Origin of the sequence: Pseudovibrio sp. JE062 (assembly GCF_000156235.1) — a bacterium.
Classification (GTDB): domain Bacteria; phylum Pseudomonadota; class Alphaproteobacteria; order Rhizobiales; family Stappiaceae; genus Pseudovibrio.
Map to the genome: position 1 here is coordinate 123,427 of NZ_DS996814.1, position 15,092 is coordinate 138,518.

Genomic DNA, 15,092 nt, shown 5'->3' on the forward strand with positions numbered 1-15,092 from the left:
CACGGGAGTGACCGCAAGATATGGCCGAAATTGTCCGCCCTACGTCCGTATATGTCCTTCTAATCCACCTTAATCTTCCCCTAAGGTAAGCCTTTCACAGTTCGGGGAGGGAACGGTGGAGATTATTGATAGAGGTGACGCGGTTTGCATTGCTGGTGCAGGCCCGGCGGGACTCGTGATGGCCCGCGCATTACAGCACAACGGCATTGAGTGGGATCAGTTTGATCCAAACCCGGATGTGGGCGGTCTCTGGGACATTAAGCACGAAGGCACTGCGATTTATGAGAGCGCGCATTTCATCAGCTCTCGCAGTTTGTCTGGCTTTGCAGATTTTCCGATGCCGGATCATTTTGCAGATTACCCCAAGCACACAGAGATCCTGAAGTACCTGCATGATTTTGCAGAGGCTTATGGCCTGCGTGAGAAGATCACTTTCTCAACCAAGATTGAGAAGCTGACCAAAACCAAGGATGATCGTTGGCAGGTGCAGCTCTCCAACGGCGAATGCCGCGAGTACAAGGCTGTGGTGTGTGCCACAGGATCACAGTGGCAGGCCAATATGCCCGCGTTGAAGGGCTCGTTTGATGGTGAGATCCGCCACAGCCAGACCTACAAGAACATTCGTGAGTTTGACGGTAAACGGGTGTTGGTGGTCGGAGCTGGCAATTCTGGCTGCGATATTGCCTGTGATGCCGGCGTGATGGGCGAAAAGGCCTTCATTTCCATGCGGCGTGGCTATCACATCATTCCCAAACATGTGTTTGGCATGCCTGCTGATGTATTTGCGGATGGTGGGCCTGATCTGCCGGTGTGGTTGATCCGACCTTTCTTCACCTTGCTGCTGCGCATGTTCAACGGCAGTCTGCAGCGGTTTGGAATACCCAAGCCAGATCACAAGCTGTTTGAAACCCATCCGCTGCTGAACACTCAACTGGTGCATTCATTGCAACACGGGGATGTGACGGTGAAGCCGGATGTGGATCGGCTGGATGGCAAGTACGTGGTGTTTAAGGATGGCAGCCGGGAAGAGATTGATCTGATCCTTTGCGCAACCGGCTATAACCAGCAGTTGGACTTTGCGGGTGACTACTTCAGCTATGAAGGTGGGCGGCCCAAGATGTTCATTCAGGCGGCTTCGCGCGAGCATAAGAACCTGTTTGGTATCAGCTACATTGAAACCAACTCCGGCGCTTACAAGCGATTTGATTATATGGCCGGGCTGGTCGCCAACTATCTGAAGGATCAGCGGGATGATCCTTCCCGTGCTAGCCAGCTGGAGGCGATCATCAGAAGTGAAACACCTGATCTTTCCGGTGGCATTCATTTCCTAAAGACAGACCGGCACGCTGGCTACTGCGATGCAGTGGCGCACACCAAGTATGTGAAGAAGCTTTATCAGCGGATGGGATGGACGTTCCCGGAGGATATTCGGTTCAAGCGAGCTACCCCCAAATCCAAGCAAGCTCAAACTGCTAAGAAGGCGGAGGTTGCTGCATGAACACCTATCGTTTTCAGGGGCGAACAGCGGTGATCACCGGAGGCGGTGGAGACATCGCCGGTCATATCGCCACGCGTTTGCATGAGCGGGGTATGAACCTCGTTCTGGCAGACAAAAATGGCCGTGCAGCCCGCGAGCTTCAGGCCCGACTGGATAACCTGCGGGTTCATGTGTTTGAGGGGGACCTGACACAACGCGATGAGATGGAGCGTCTTTTACGTGAGGTGGAAGAGAACTTTGGTGTGCTGGATGTTCTCATCAACAACATGGCGATCACCAAGGTTGATCGCTTTCATGAGCGCACGCCGGAAAGCATTGAAGAAGAGATCACCATCAACATGGTTGCCCCTCTGGTGCTGAGCCGATTAGCGGTGCCCTATCTGCTGAAGGGCGATGATCCACGTATCATCACGACCACATCGCTTGGCGGAATTCAGCCGCTTCGGGAAACGCCGATTTATGCGGCAACCAAGTTCGGTTTACGTGGTGCCATGCTGTCCTTTGCGCTGGATGAAGACCTGCACGGCATCAAGGTGAGCTGTGTTCTGCCCACGGCGACAGATACTTACATGCTGCGGCAAGAAGCGTTGGAAGGTGGCAGTGTGCTCAACTTCATTGATGAGCCGCAGTCGCCCAGCGTGGTGGCTGATCAGTTCGTGAAGCATCTGGAGAAGCCATGTCTGGAGCGCTACCCCAAAGCGAGCGATTCCTGGCTGACCCGGCTGGCCATGCTGCTGCCCAACCTGATGCCACGCATTCTGCCGTTCTTTGAGAAAAAAGGCCGACGCGGCATGGCAAAGTATGTTGCCTCTCTGCGCAGGCAAGGTCTGCTGGTTGAGGTGGACGGCAAGCTTTATCAGCGCCAGCGGCTGTATCTGGACAATCCGGAAATGGAGCAGGAGTTGGAGAAGAGTTAGGTGCTTGTTGCTTGGCTCTTCTTAAAGCTCAGCGTGCACTGGTCCCATCATTCAAGCTGGATGTTTTAAATGTCACAGCACACGTATAGGTAGGCGTTTATGGTTGGCATCAAACGGATAACTTTGGTGCCCCATGCCTATTTCAAATACCAGCTCTTCACCGCCTGCTGTTTCCAGCGGACAGATCCAACAGGACGCGAACATCAGTTCTGCGACGACAAAGACGGAAGTCCCCAACGAGAGCACTAAGGCCGCTCACGAAGGCAAGACGGGATACTTCTACGCTCCGTTTGTGTCGGATGATGTTCTGAAAATGGTTTCCGGTACCAACCTTTCGCGCTTTAATGCCGGCAAAGAGCTAAGATCGCTCATTGTCGCAACAAACGCTGACAAGGTGAAGTTTGAAGTACTCAAACATGAGTTGGCTGAGAAGAACTACAAAGAAGCCGGTGATCTTGCTTCTGGCTTCAATTCATACATGGCAGAAAATGATCTCTCCGAGACAGGTTTTATAACGACTGTCGGCCCAAACAAGTTTGAAGACATGCTGAAGGCGGCAAGTGATCATGCATGGCGGGCAGATGCATTGCTGCGTGTGAAGGTGATCAGCAACGAAGAGACCGGAATACTCGGCAATCTGAAAACCAAAGAGGATAAACTCTACCTTGTGGGACATGGTCGGCAAGGTGAAGAGGGCATCACCTCAAAAACGGGGCCCGAGGAGCAAGGCTGGGAAGTTGCATGGTCCAAGGATATTGCCAAACAGCTGGCGAAGGGAGGATTGGACAAGTCCTTCAGCGATATTCGGGTCAGCTCCTGTCACAGCGCAGATGCCCGATTGCCGAAATCCTTCTCTCCTGAAGACCTGAAAGCTGCCTCTGAGACAAAGGTAAAGAACTTCTTGTTTATCGAAGTCGAGCGGGAGCAATCTTTTGCACAAGCGCTGGCGAATGACTTGAAAAAAGCTGGTTTCGAGCAGCCGGAAGTTTCCGGATACCATGGTTTGGGCAAAGTGTTTTCCGCTGACACGCATCAGTATCAAGCTCTGGATGAAACAGATGGAGCTGAGACAGCCAGAAGTTCATCCGTGCGGGAAGTTTTTATCCCAGTCTAACGCGTTCTACAGCCTGTCCCGAAGGCTGTAGTAGAGCATGCCGAGGACCATGAGGGGCCAGCGGAGGTGGCGGCCACCGGGGAAGACGTGGGTTGGGACTTTTTCCATCACATCAAACCGGCTGGCCTGTCCATCGATGGCCTCTGCCATGAGCTGGCCTGCCAGCGTTGCCATGGCGACACCGTGGCCCGAGAAGCCGCTGGCGTTGAGCATGTTGGGGGCGAGCTTTGCAAAGTACGGCATGCGGTTAAGCGTGATGCCCAGCGTACCGCCCCAGCCATATTCGATCCGCACATCCTTCAGCTGCGGGTAGATCTGCAGCATGGGTTTACGCACGAAGGCCTTGATGTCCTGCGGGAACTGGAAGCTGTAGCTTTCCCCTCCCCCAAACAACAGGCGATTGTCTGCTGACAGGCGGTAGTAGTTGATCACGAACCGGGAATCCGCCACGGCTGCATCATTGGCGATCAAAGATCTGGCGAGGTCTTCACCCAGCGGCTCTGTGGCGATGATGTAGTTGTTGATGGGCATAACCCGCGAGGCGACGCGTGTTTCCAGACTGTCGATGTAGCCATTGCACGCGAAGACCACATAACGAGCGGTGACCTGACCGTTGGCGAGCTTCAGTCTCGCCGGCTCCCCTTTCTGGATTTCCAGCACCTCTGAGTTTTCAAAGATCTGGACACCAGCGTTTTGACAGGCTTCTGCCAGCCCCAATGCGAAGTTGAGAGGATGGAGGTGTGCGGCGCCCATATCCAGCGTGCCACCGTGATACGCCGTTGTATCGAGCAACTCTTGTATTTCGGCTTTATCTACAAAGCGGATTTGGTCGTAATCGTATGTGTTTGCGAGCTTTTCTGCGTAGGCTTTGCTGTGGCTGACGTAGCTTTGTTTATGGTCTGCGTGGAGAATGCCGGGCTTCAGATCACAGTCGATCTGGTGTTTGGCAATGAGATCTTTCACCAGAGATTTTGCCGTTTCAGCAAGGTTCCAAAGGTCTTTGGCACGGTCCAGGCCGACCAGAGCTTCCAGTTCATCCTGATCTTTACGCTGACCGCTGCCAAGCTGGCCGCCATTGCGGCCAGAAGCGCCCCAGCCAACGCGGTGGGCATCAAGGAGGTGAACTTTGTAGCCGCGTTCGGCCAGATGCAATGCGGAGGACAGACCGGCATAGCCCGCGCCGATCACACAAACATCGCAGGTGTGCTCTCCCTCCAGCATTGGAAAGGAAAGCTGCTTGTTTGCGGTCGCAGCGTAGTAAGAGGCGGGGTGTTGCCCTGCCTTGTCGTTGGCGTGCAGAAAGCCTTGCGAAATAGCCATGTACATCCCTGATGGGGCTTGAGGTTCTTCCCAAATCCCCAAGACAACGCAGGTTTTGGTTAGTGCCCTTCTTGTTTTTCTCGCACGGCTGCCTGCTGAATAAAGTTTACGATCATGTGCGCGACTTCGCTGATCTGCATGGGTGCATCGGAGGATGCGATGGCATGATCGGCAATGTCTTCCGGCAATGTATCACCGCGACGTTCTTTGAAGAGAGCCACTGAATAGTCTTTGTTGAACTCCGGATGCCCCTGCAGTGTGAACGCTCTACCCTTGTAATCAATGGCTGCAAACTCACAGAAGTCGGAGGACGCGATGACCTCCCCGTCTTCCGGCAGTCTGGTCACCTGATCCTGATGGTAAGCCTCAATGGAGAAGCTGGTCAGGCCTTCCGGTACCCAACTTGGGTTCTCCAGAACGTAGTAGGTGAAGACACCGCAGCCCCAGCCTTTGTCAGACTTTTCAGCCTTACCGCCCAGTGCTTCTGCGAGGATCTGGTGTCCGAAGCAAATGCCGACGATTGGCACGTGCTCATCATAGGCGTTTTTCAGGAAGGTTTTGAGCCGGTCGATCCACTTAAGGTCATCATAGACACCATGTTTGGAGCCTGTGATTAGCCAGCCATCGCAATCATGGACGGTTTGCGGCAACTGACCATCCACCACAGGATAGGACATATAGTGCCAGTCGGCCCCTTGCTCTTTTAAGAGCGTTTCGAACATTGACGGGTAATCACCGAAGGTCTTGCTCAGATTTTCAGGTGGTCGGCCAACTTCCAGAATTCCAAGTTTAAAGGTCAAAGAGCACTCCAAAATTCCAAGAGGCAAACGCCGCAAATATATCAGGATGGAATGTCCAGTTATATCCTGTCGGCTTTGCCTCTGTAAACTCTTGGAGGCCACTTGGGTGCAATTCTCATGCAGCTCTTTTGTGCTGGTTGAGCGGGATTGGTTTGTTCAAGGGAAAGGCTGGCAGGTGACTGATGGCGTGCTTTAAGGCTTCCTGTTCCGGTGTTGCCTGAAAGTCAGGGAGCAGTTCCTCAAAGTGCTGTGTGTCCATCCAGTGCGGCACATCCCAAAGGTAGCGCATTTCCAGCAAGTGCTTTGCTAAGGGCCAGAATGGTTGGCTTAAGCGGATCATCCACCAGTTGAAACTCTTGATGGTGATAGTTTCGCCTGTGACAGCAGTGAGGGCTTTGCTCATCTCATCACCTGTCCAAGTATAGCCAGGAAAGGAGATGTCCTCATAGGTGTTCAGCTGATCCCGCATTTCCAGAAGCTGGACCGCAGCTCGTGCCATATCTGGCAGATAGGCCCATGCGTGCGGGGCATCTGTTTTTCCGGGATAGATGAGTTTTCCCTTCTCCAGTTTGGTCGCCATGATGAGATCGAACCAGTTGCCGCTCGCAGAGGTGTCAATGAAGTCTCCGGCACGCAGCAGGATAGTTTGCACGCCCGATGTTTTGTAAAGGCGCTCCAGCTCTATTCTGATGAGGCCGAGCTCATTGGTAGCGTTTTGAGGTGTTTGCGGGCCGATGGGAGGTTTCATGTTGGGGCCGAAGCAGTAGTTGTTGCCCGGAATGATCACGGTCGCGCCAGACTGCTTTGCGGCTTCTATCACCTGACGGGTGAAGGGCAGAACATCCCGCTTCCACTGCGGATATTGTGGGTTTGCGCCGTTGACGATGACATCCACGCCTTTGGCTGCTTCCACCATGTTTTGCGTCTTACGATCAAACTTGCGGGCTTCCCAACCAGCGGCCTCCAGTTGCTCAATCATATTTCTGGAAAATCTGCCGGTTGCCCCCAAAATCAAAGCGATAGGTCTCATATCTGGCTCCTGCGTTATCCTCTTTGACTATGATAGTAGGCACTTTCTTTGCTATGTAAATTCGATTGAAATGCAGATATGATATTCAATTATGAATAGTAGTTTGCATCATCTTTCCTGGGATCTGATCGGCATTTTTGTGGCTGTGGCGGAGACCGGTAGCCTTTCAGCAGCGGCCAAACAGCTGAACCAGAGCCAGCCGACCATTGGGCGTCAGGTGAAAGCGATTGAGGCTGAGCTGGGCGTCTCCCTGTTCTATCGCCATCAACGCGGGCTTGGGTTGACGGAAGATGGTGAGGCCTTGCTGCCCCATGCCAAAGCGATGCATGCGGCGGCGGCGCAGTTTCTGCTGCATGCGGAGGAGCGGAAGCAGAGCGGATTTGCGGGCTCTGTGCGTGTAACCGCCAGTCAGGTGATTTCCAATTATGTGATGCCCAAGCTGATCGCAGAGTTTCGGCAGACTTATCCTGAAATCCAGATTGATCTGGTGCCTTCTGATGATGCGCAGAACCTGCTATTTCAGGAAGCGGACATTGCCGTGCGCATGTTTACGCCAACCCAGTTGGACATCGTTGCCAAGAAGATTGGTGAGACGCCGCTGGGGCTGTTCGCCAGCAAGGCGTTCCTGGAGCGTGTTGGTATGCCCAAAACCAGAGAGGACTTGTTTGCGCTGGACTGGATTGGTTATGACCGATCTGATCTGATCCTGCGCGGCATGCAGGAGGCTGGGTTGAAGGTGGACCGGAACTTCTTCAGCGTGCGGTGTGATGACAGGGTGACTTATTGGGAGCTGGTGCGGGCTGGATGTGGTGTCGGGCTGGGACAGATCGGTATTGGCGTTGAAGATGACAGCCTTGTTCGCCTTGAACTGGACGATCCATTGCCTGCTTTGCCCGTTTGGCTGGCCTCCCCTCATACTCTCAAGCAAATTCCGCGTATCAAGCTGCTCTTTGATTTCTTAGCTGAGAAACTGCCTAAGCTGTTGTGAATGAGAGCTTCTGAGGGACTTTGGTTCTCTTAGCCAGCATTTACCCCCTCAGAAAGCAGGGACAAACCTTCCCTAGCGGAAATTATCCCATTATCCCCTTTCGTACACACGCCCTGTCTCACACTTTTGGCGGTATCTATGCAGGGGGAACTGTCGGGAAAGCTGGAAAAACTGGTGATTCAGCAGGCGCTGATTTTAAAGGCGTAGATTTTACAGTGAGTCTTTTATCGAGAACACTCCTGCAATTTTTGCCCCGTAATTTGACGGTACAAGTTCCCAAGATTGCCACATTTTACTCAGGGTGTTTTCTTAGATCTCACAAGAACACCGAAACTTCTTAGCGAGAACTGAGAGATAAGGCAGACCCAGTAATGCGTTGTATCTGCTTATCTTTCTGCTTCTCGCAAGAAGACCAAATAAAGCGTGGCCCCTCTAAATACAAAGATCACTGAATTGTAGATTGCCGTCATAAAACAAGGGAACGCGCCGTGAGTGATTTTCGCTTGTCCAGCCCTCATGCCCTCAATCCCGAGGAAGGTAGCCATCCAATGCATGAGGTGCTGGACGCCCTCGTTGAAAGCATTGCTTACATCTCCCGCACGCATGGAAACTTTCTCAGCAAGACAGCCATTACGGCCGGTCTGCCGCTCATCAATGGCCGGCTGCAGTTTTCGCAGGTTGAGAAAGCCGCCGAGAACTGCGGATTGCGAGCGGTCAAACAGAGGATCGCGCTCAGCGAAATCTCCAGCAACAGCGTGCCGTGCTTGCTGGTGTTTCATGATCGCGCCCTGCGCCTACTGGTGGGGTATGATACTGCCACGCGGCAAGTAAAGCTGCTGGATCCACTAGAGCTGGAGAGACCGCAGTTTCTGAGCCTCGATATTCTACAGCGGGCTTATTCTGGCTATGCGATCCTGTTTTCCTCGCTTCATGCCAAGGACAGCAGTGGGCAGGTTCGGGAGAATAACAAACACTGGTTCTGGGGGGAGTTCACTCGCTTCTGGCCGGACTTTGGCAGTGTGGCGGTTGGGACGTTGCTCATCAACTTGCTCGCCCTTGCTTCCCCCCTCTTCATCATGAATGTTTACGACCGCATCCTTCCCAATTTTGCAGTCGCTTCTTTATGGGCACTGACGATTGGCGTGGTAATTGCGTTGGCCGGAGACAGTGTGCTGAAAGTGGCGCGGTCTTCCATCCTCAACAGCCTTGGCAAAAAGGCCGATCAGCGGCTGGCTTCCAAGATCTTCTCTCAAATGCAGAACATCGATTTTGCAGTCAAAACCAAAAGCGCAGGAGAGTATGCGGGGACGGTTCATGAGTATGAGAAGCTTCGCGAGTTCTTCAGTTCTACTGCATTGATTGCCTTGCTCGACTTTTGTTTTGTCGGGCTTTTTATTTGCATCCTGTTCTTCATTGTCGGCCCCATCGCCTGGATTCCGCTGCTGGCCATTCCGGTGGTCTGCCTCATCAACTTAGCAGTTCAATTGCCTTTGGAGCGGACGGTGCAGGCGTCCAGTCTGGAAGGTAACAAGCGGCAGAATATTCTGATGGAGACATTGGGCGGCCATGAAACTGTGCGGGCTCTCAATGCAGAAGCACATATGCAGGCGCGGTGGGAGCACTCGGTGGAACGCAGCAGTGAAGTTCTTTTGCAGAGCCGGTACTGGTCCAACCTTGCCATGGTTGGAACGGGGCATGTGCAGGGCATGGTCTCGGTGCTGATCATTGTCTGGGGTGTTTATCGAGTGGAAGCTGGTGCGGTGAACATGGGCGGGCTGATCGCTGCGATGATGCTGTCTTCCCGCGTGCTTGCACCAATCTCTTCCATCGCCAATGCATTGGTTCGCTTTCGGCAGGTACTGCATAGCTATCGCCAGTTGGAAGAGCTGTTGAGCCAACCGACAGAACGCAAAGCAGGGAAAGCAACGGCAAACCTTAGGCGATGCCGCGGTGAGGTTCACTTCCAGAACGTAAGCTTCTCCTATCCGCTCAGCGAGAAGGCCAGCGTAACACATTGCAGTTTTGCGATTGAGCCGGGGGATACGGTCGGGCTGATTGGGTGTGTTGGTTCCGGAAAGTCGACGGTCGGCCGGCTGATGAGCGGATTGCGTTATCCGACTGAGGGCGCTGTGCTTGTTGATGGCATTGATACGCGGCAGTTTGATCCTGCGGATCTGCGTCGGTTTGTTGGCTACCTATCTCAGGAAAACACGCTGTTTCAGGGCACGTTGCGGGATAACCTTTGCCTTGGTCTGCCTCATCTCACCAATGAGGAGATTGAGGAGGTTTGCCATGTCACGGGGCTGGATGCTCTCGTGAACAAGCATCCGGCTGGGTACAATCTGATTGTTGGAGAGAATGGTGGGGCTCTTTCGGGCGGGCAGCGGCAGTGTGTGGCATTGGCACGGATTTTACTTCGCAAGCCGAAGATCCTGTTTCTGGATGAGCCTTCCAGCCAGCTGGACCTTTCTGCCGAGCAGCGGCTTTTGCAAGGGCTGCAGAGTTACAACAATGGGGCCCTGACACTCATCATCAGCACGCACCGCCCTTCCCTTTTGAAGCTCACTAATCGCCTGATCGTTCTGGATCAAGGGCGCGTTATTGCAGATGGGCCAAGTGATGAAGTTCGGGAGATGATGCAGCAACCGCGTCTTCGGGAGGTGCCTCGTCCCACACAGGTGCCTATTGAGGAAAGGCTGCGCGCATGAAGGGCTGGTCGCTTCCCATAGAGCCTTTGCACTTGCCGGAGTTTCACAGTGCAAAGCATTCGCGCATTCTGATCTTCACGTGTGCTGGGATCTTATTGCTGCTGTTCGTCTGGTCTGCTTTTGCGCATGTGGAGGAAGTAACACGTGGTGATGGCCGTGTGATCCCCTCTCGGCAGATGCAGATTGTGCAGGCGCCGGAGCGTGGGATTGTCTCCGAGGTGATGTTCTATGAAGGGGAGATCGTGGAACAAGGGGCGGTTCTGGTGAAGCTGGATAACACCGGCTTTGCTTCCCAACTGGGAGAATTGCAGCAGAAGAAGTATGCGTTACAGGCGCGTCTGGCGCGGTTGATGGCGGAGGCCCGGCAGGCAAATCTTCAGCTGGATCTGAGCAACACACCCTCTGACATTGCAGCCTTTCTGCAGCGGGAGCTGGAGGTTTACAAGGCGCGTAAGGATCAGCTCAATGCGGAAGTTGCCGTGCTGCGTAGCCAGTTTAGCCAGAAAGAGCAGGATCTGAAGCAACTGGAAGCAGAAGCGCAGATGCTGGGTTCCAACCTCACCATTATCGCACGAGAGTTAGAGATCAATCAGCAGCTCTATAAGCGAGGTGTTCTGCCAGAGATTGAGTTTTTGCGTCTCAAGCGTCAGTACACCACCATGCATGGCGAGCAACAAATGCTGGAGGCCTCCTTAGCCAGCGCGCGGTCCGCCAAGCAGGAAGCCATGCAACGGGTGGTCTCTGCACAGACGGCTTTTGCCTCCAAAGCGCAGTCGGATCTGGTGGCGACAAAGGCAGAGCTGGCGGTGATTGAAGAGCGGTTGCGGGGGGCGGAAGATCGCGTTCATCGCAGTGCGTTGGTGGCGCCTGTTCGCGGTGTGATCAACAAGCTCAACGTGAGCACCATAGGCGCGGTGGTTCAGGCAGGAGAGCCGCTGGTGGAGATTGTTCCGCTGGAGGATACGCTGCTAATTGCTGCCCAGATACAGCCGCAGCACGTGGCCTTCTTGCATCCGGGGCAAGATGTGAGCGTGAAGGTAACGGCCTATGACTACTCCATTTATGGAGGACTTGAGGGCGTGCTGGAGCGGATCAGCCCGGATACCTCCGAGGATGAACGCGGTCAGGCGTTCTTCAAGGTGATCGTGCGCACCAGGCAGAACCATCTGGGATCAGAAGAAAATCCTCTACCTATCACACCCGGCATGACGGCGAGCATCGACATTCTCACCGGCGAGAAAAGCGTGCTGAGTTACATCGCCAAGCCGCTGATCAAGGTGAAGGCGGAGGCATTTCGGGAACGGTGAAGAAAATCCTCTCGCGCTTGCTTAAGCCATTTGCGAGAGGAACGTAAAGGAGCTGTAGTCAGGAGCGATCAACAGAAGATCTTCGACATCTGCGGTTTCCAGATTGGCGACAGACTGGGTCAGGCCCATCAGCGCTGCAGGGTTGGAGAGACCCATGCGTAGAACTTCTTCTGGTGGGCACTCAAGCGTGTTGATCATGCGAGCCACGGACTCAAACATGGTGACGTGCGCCCCGGCCAAAGATCCGGCTTTGTTGATAAGCTTGCCATCTTCCAGATAGACCTGATGACCGTAAAGATCGAAGTTGTCTGGCCCACCTACGGTAGGCATGGCATCACTGATGATGATCATGTGGTCTTTGACAGGGCGTGCGCGCATGGCGAGGCGCAGCATGTCGTCTGCCACGTGATGACCATCTACGATCAGCGAGCAATAAGCGGTGCTGTTGATGCCCGTTCCGACAGCGCCCGGCTCGCGGTTGACCATCTGGGACATGCCGTTGAACAGGTGCGTGAAGAGGTTTGCCCCCTCCTCCAGAACAGGTTTGATTTGCGCTGCGCCCGCATCGGTATGGCCAATAGAAACCACTGCGCCCATTTCCACCAGTCTGGCAACGTCGCCTTTGGCCACGCCTTCTGGTGCAACTGTCACCAAAACAGGGATGTCTCGGTCGCGCAGATCGCGGACCAGTTCCAAGCTGCGCTTGTTGAGTGGGCGGACCCAGCTGGCTTCGTGGGTGCCTTTGCGTTCAACGCTGATGTGTGGGCCTTCGATGTGAATGCCTTTAATGCCATGGGAGCCATAGGCATCCTTCATGGCCTCCACAGCCTCTTCCAGCACCTGTGGCGCATCGGTGATGACCGTTGGCAGCAAGGCCGTGGTGCCGAGCTGGCGGTGCGCATCAGCGATTGCTGCCAGACCTTCTGGTGTTGGGGTTGTGTTGTAAAGGACACCGCCGCCGCCGTTGATCTGGATATCGAAGAAACCCGGTGTGATGAGACCAGAGAGCTTTTTCACTGTCGCATCGGCGGGCAACTGGTCTGCTGGAGACAGGCCTGCGCACTTGCCGTTCACCAGATGAACGGCGGTATCGGTCAGCAGGTTCTGCCCGTCAAACAGCTGATCTGGGCTCAGCCAGATATCTTGGTTGCCCGGTGCGGTGCTCATAGAGCCTCCTCAAGCTGAGGTGTCTCAACTCTCTCAAAGAAATAGGGGTCCAATGCCTGCTGAATTTCAGCAAGCACGAGCGCCTTCTCTATGCCAAAACCGTGGCTCTGCAAAGCCCGCGCACGTTCAACAGTTTGAGATGCAAACAGTTGAAGCAGCAGTGTTTCTGGAATCTTATGGGTTTGAAGGGCTGCAAAGAGTGCCTCAAGGGCATCCTGCACCTTCTTCTGAGGCCAGTAATACCGAATGCGATCTGCATAACTGAAGTGGCGCAGCAGGCGCAGTTCCTGATCAGATCCCTGATAATGGGAGCGCCAGTATTTGGGCTCTGACAGCATCTCAATTTCCAGAATTTTTGAGATTTTTGGAGCTGTGCGTTTGTCTTCTTCCAGCCAGTCGAGCATCTGATCGAGTGCGTAGATCGCCTGACGATAGGCGAAGGTGAGTGCGGGGCCGACTTTCAGGATCGCAAAGCCCATGTTGGCGAGACGCGGGAAAGCATTGTCCAGCTGATAGTCAGTGCTGTGCGCTTCGAACACCACGTTCGTGAATGGGTCCAATGCCGCACGCAGGGCTTTGCCGTCATCTGCTGGCAGATGGTCGATATGGAAGGGTGAGAACTCGACGCCCGGCTGCACGACAAGACCGCAAATGCGCTCCTTGGCGGCGTACAGGCCCAGCTCGTCGAACTTCTCGAAATGCATCTGCAAGGTACGGGAGGCACGCGCGGGCGGGGTTGGCTCAATGCCATGAGCCTCGCCTTCCTCACGCGCGCCTCCGGGAGGAGGAACTTCCGTACCAACGATGTAGTTGAGGCGGTCTGGATCTGGAGCATATTCTTCGCAGACTACTGCCAGTTCGGCAGCGCGGCTGGCGCTTAACTCGTCGCCGACCTGAGCGTCCTCACCAGCGCAGCCTTCGGAGCAGTCCAGATGGATCTTGGTGAAACCAGCCTGCACATAGGCTTTCATCAGTTCCTTGGCTTTGGCCATGGCCTGATCTGCTGGCATGGAGCGCCAGGCCTGTGGGCCGAGGTGGTCACCGCCAAGGATCAATGCATCTTCCGGTAATCCAGCCGTGGCGCAGATGCCTTTGACGTAGCTGACGAAATCAGCAGGCTTCATGCCTGTGTAGCCGCCATCCTGATTGACCTGATTGCTGGTGGCTTCCAGCAGCAGGGTTGCGTTCTTTTCTGCAGCGAGCAGAGCTGAAGCGAGGATGACATCGGGCTGTGCGGAGCAGATGGAAGGAAGCGCGGCTCTGGCGCCTGCACGGTTGGCAGTGATCACCTCAAGCAGTGGATTGCTCATGACGCTTCCTCCAGTATTTCATAGTTTTGAACGGCAGCAAGGGCCGCGCCGCGCGTGCCGCTGCTGTCGCCATATTCGGCAACGCGGATTTCCGGTGGCTCGGTCTGGTCCAGCAAATGGCCGGGCAAAGCCTCGGAAATGATGCGGTCGATATTTGGGATCTTGGAAAGGCCACCGCCAAGCACGATGCAGTCCGGGTCCACGGTGCATTGGAGCGCGGCAACCAGTTCAGCCGCAATACGCGCCCACATGCGCATGACTTCCTGCATCTTCGGATCACCTGCAGCGGCGGCTGTGGTGATGGCCTGCGCATCTACGTCCTTACCGGTGACGTGCTTTGCGAGACGGCGCATTCCAGGGCCAGCGAGGTAGGTCTCAAAACAACCTGTGCGACCACATCCACACTGGATGCCATCGAGCCCAAGCTCCTTGATGGTCATATATGGAATGCCGAGATGACCATACTCTCCGGCAGCGCCGTTGAGACCTGAAATCAGGGTGCCGTTGGAGCAATACCCACCGCCAACACCGGTGCCGATGATCAAACCGAAGACGCTGGCATAACTGCGGCCTGCGCCGAGCATGGCCTCTGAGAGGGCAAAGCAGTTGCAGTCGTTTTCAAACGCGACGGCTCTGCCCAGTTTGTCGATCAGATCCTGATGAACAGTGCGACCCGAGGCGAGCAGGTTGGCAGTGAGGAATTTGCCGGTTCGTTTGGAATGGAAGCCGGGAATACCCACCCCCACCGGCAGGCCTTTGGAGCCTGCGGTTTCTTCCAGCCAGATCACCATCTCACAGAGGGCATCTACCAGATTATCGTAGGAATCCTGCGGTGTTGGGATACGTTTGGTTTCAACTACAGCCCAATCATTGTCAAAGGCGGTTGCCTCAATTTTGGTGCCGCCCAGATCTATGCCACCTGCTCGAACCATA

Annotated in this window: 12 protein-coding genes; 6 read left to right on the forward strand and 6 right to left on the reverse strand. The window is 54.6% G+C overall.

Translation table 11 applies throughout. From position 1 onward, the window contains the following. Nucleotides 1-115 precede the first annotated feature (115 nt). The 3 genes from PJE062_RS22255 (at nt 116) to PJE062_RS22265 (ending at nt 3,529) form a co-directional block, all read left to right on the forward strand. A complete protein-coding gene (locus PJE062_RS22255; RefSeq protein WP_008552126.1) occupies nt 116-1,498 on the forward strand; it encodes an NAD(P)/FAD-dependent oxidoreductase in 1,383 nt (460 codons plus the stop codon). Beyond that, the gene (locus tag PJE062_RS22260) at nt 1,495-2,415 is read left to right on the forward strand and encodes an SDR family oxidoreductase (protein ID WP_008552199.1); all 921 of its coding nucleotides are present in this window, start codon (nt 1,495-1,497) and stop codon (nt 2,413-2,415) included. The genes PJE062_RS22255 and PJE062_RS22260 overlap by 4 nt, the downstream gene beginning before the upstream one ends. A 133-nt stretch (nt 2,416-2,548) precedes the next feature. After that, nucleotides 2,549-3,529: a hypothetical protein gene (locus tag PJE062_RS22265; protein WP_008552157.1), complete on the forward strand. Its 981-nt coding sequence runs from the start codon at nt 2,549-2,551 to the stop codon at nt 3,527-3,529. A 6-nt stretch (nt 3,530-3,535) separates the two neighbouring features. Here PJE062_RS22265 and PJE062_RS22270 read toward each other — a convergent pair whose 3' ends face one another. The 3 genes from PJE062_RS22270 to PJE062_RS22280 all read right to left on the reverse strand — a co-directional run bounded on the left by PJE062_RS22270 (nt 3,536) and on the right by PJE062_RS22280 (nt 6,679). Beyond that, nucleotides 3,536-4,849 carry an FAD-binding oxidoreductase gene (locus PJE062_RS22270; RefSeq protein WP_008552192.1) on the reverse strand — a complete coding sequence of 438 codons (1,314 nt, stop codon included), beginning with the start codon at nt 4,847-4,849 and terminating at the stop codon, nt 3,536-3,538. A gap of 59 nt (nt 4,850-4,908) precedes the next feature. Further along, nucleotides 4,909-5,649: a GMP synthase gene (locus PJE062_RS22275; RefSeq protein ID WP_008552113.1), complete on the reverse strand. Its 741-nt coding sequence runs from the start codon at nt 5,647-5,649 to the stop codon at nt 4,909-4,911. Between the two features lie 115 nt (nt 5,650-5,764). After that, nucleotides 5,765-6,679: an epimerase gene (locus PJE062_RS22280; protein ID WP_008552125.1), complete on the reverse strand. Its 915-nt coding sequence runs from the start codon at nt 6,677-6,679 to the stop codon at nt 5,765-5,767. Nucleotides 6,680-6,770: 91 nt separating this feature from the next. Here PJE062_RS22280 and PJE062_RS22285 point away from each other — a divergent pair, with 91 nt between their 5' ends. From PJE062_RS22285 to PJE062_RS22295, 3 genes are all read left to right on the forward strand, one after another. Next, entirely contained in the window at nt 6,771-7,667 is an 897-nt protein-coding gene (locus tag PJE062_RS22285) for a LysR family transcriptional regulator (RefSeq protein WP_008552267.1), read from the forward strand. 488 nt (nt 7,668-8,155) lie between these two features. Further along, nucleotides 8,156-10,375: a type I secretion system permease/ATPase gene (locus tag PJE062_RS22290; protein WP_208982438.1), complete on the forward strand. Its 2,220-nt coding sequence runs from the start codon at nt 8,156-8,158 to the stop codon at nt 10,373-10,375. Continuing rightward, nucleotides 10,372-11,682 carry an HlyD family type I secretion periplasmic adaptor subunit gene (locus PJE062_RS22295; protein ID WP_008552206.1) on the forward strand — a complete coding sequence of 437 codons (1,311 nt, stop codon included), beginning with the start codon at nt 10,372-10,374 and terminating at the stop codon, nt 11,680-11,682. The genes PJE062_RS22290 and PJE062_RS22295 overlap by 4 nt, the downstream gene beginning before the upstream one ends. A 21-nt stretch (nt 11,683-11,703) precedes the next feature. Here PJE062_RS22295 and nagA read toward each other — a convergent pair whose 3' ends face one another. From nagA to PJE062_RS22310, 3 genes are read right to left on the reverse strand one after another with little or no spacing between them, the layout of a single operon-like run. Then, nucleotides 11,704-12,849, reverse strand: a complete 1,146-nt coding sequence (nagA, locus tag PJE062_RS22300) for an N-acetylglucosamine-6-phosphate deacetylase (RefSeq protein WP_008552166.1) — start codon at nt 12,847-12,849, stop codon at nt 11,704-11,706. After that, on the reverse strand, nt 12,846-14,159 hold the full coding sequence (locus PJE062_RS22305; protein WP_037038019.1) for a class II D-tagatose-bisphosphate aldolase non-catalytic subunit: 1,314 nt from the start codon (nt 14,157-14,159) through the stop codon (nt 12,846-12,848). Before PJE062_RS22305 ends, nagA begins: the two co-directional genes overlap by 4 nt. Then, the gene (locus tag PJE062_RS22310; protein WP_008552265.1) at nt 14,156-15,091 is read right to left on the reverse strand and encodes an ROK family protein; all 936 of its coding nucleotides are present in this window, start codon (nt 15,089-15,091) and stop codon (nt 14,156-14,158) included. Before PJE062_RS22310 ends, PJE062_RS22305 begins: the two co-directional genes overlap by 4 nt. Nucleotide 15,092 lies beyond the last annotated feature (1 nt).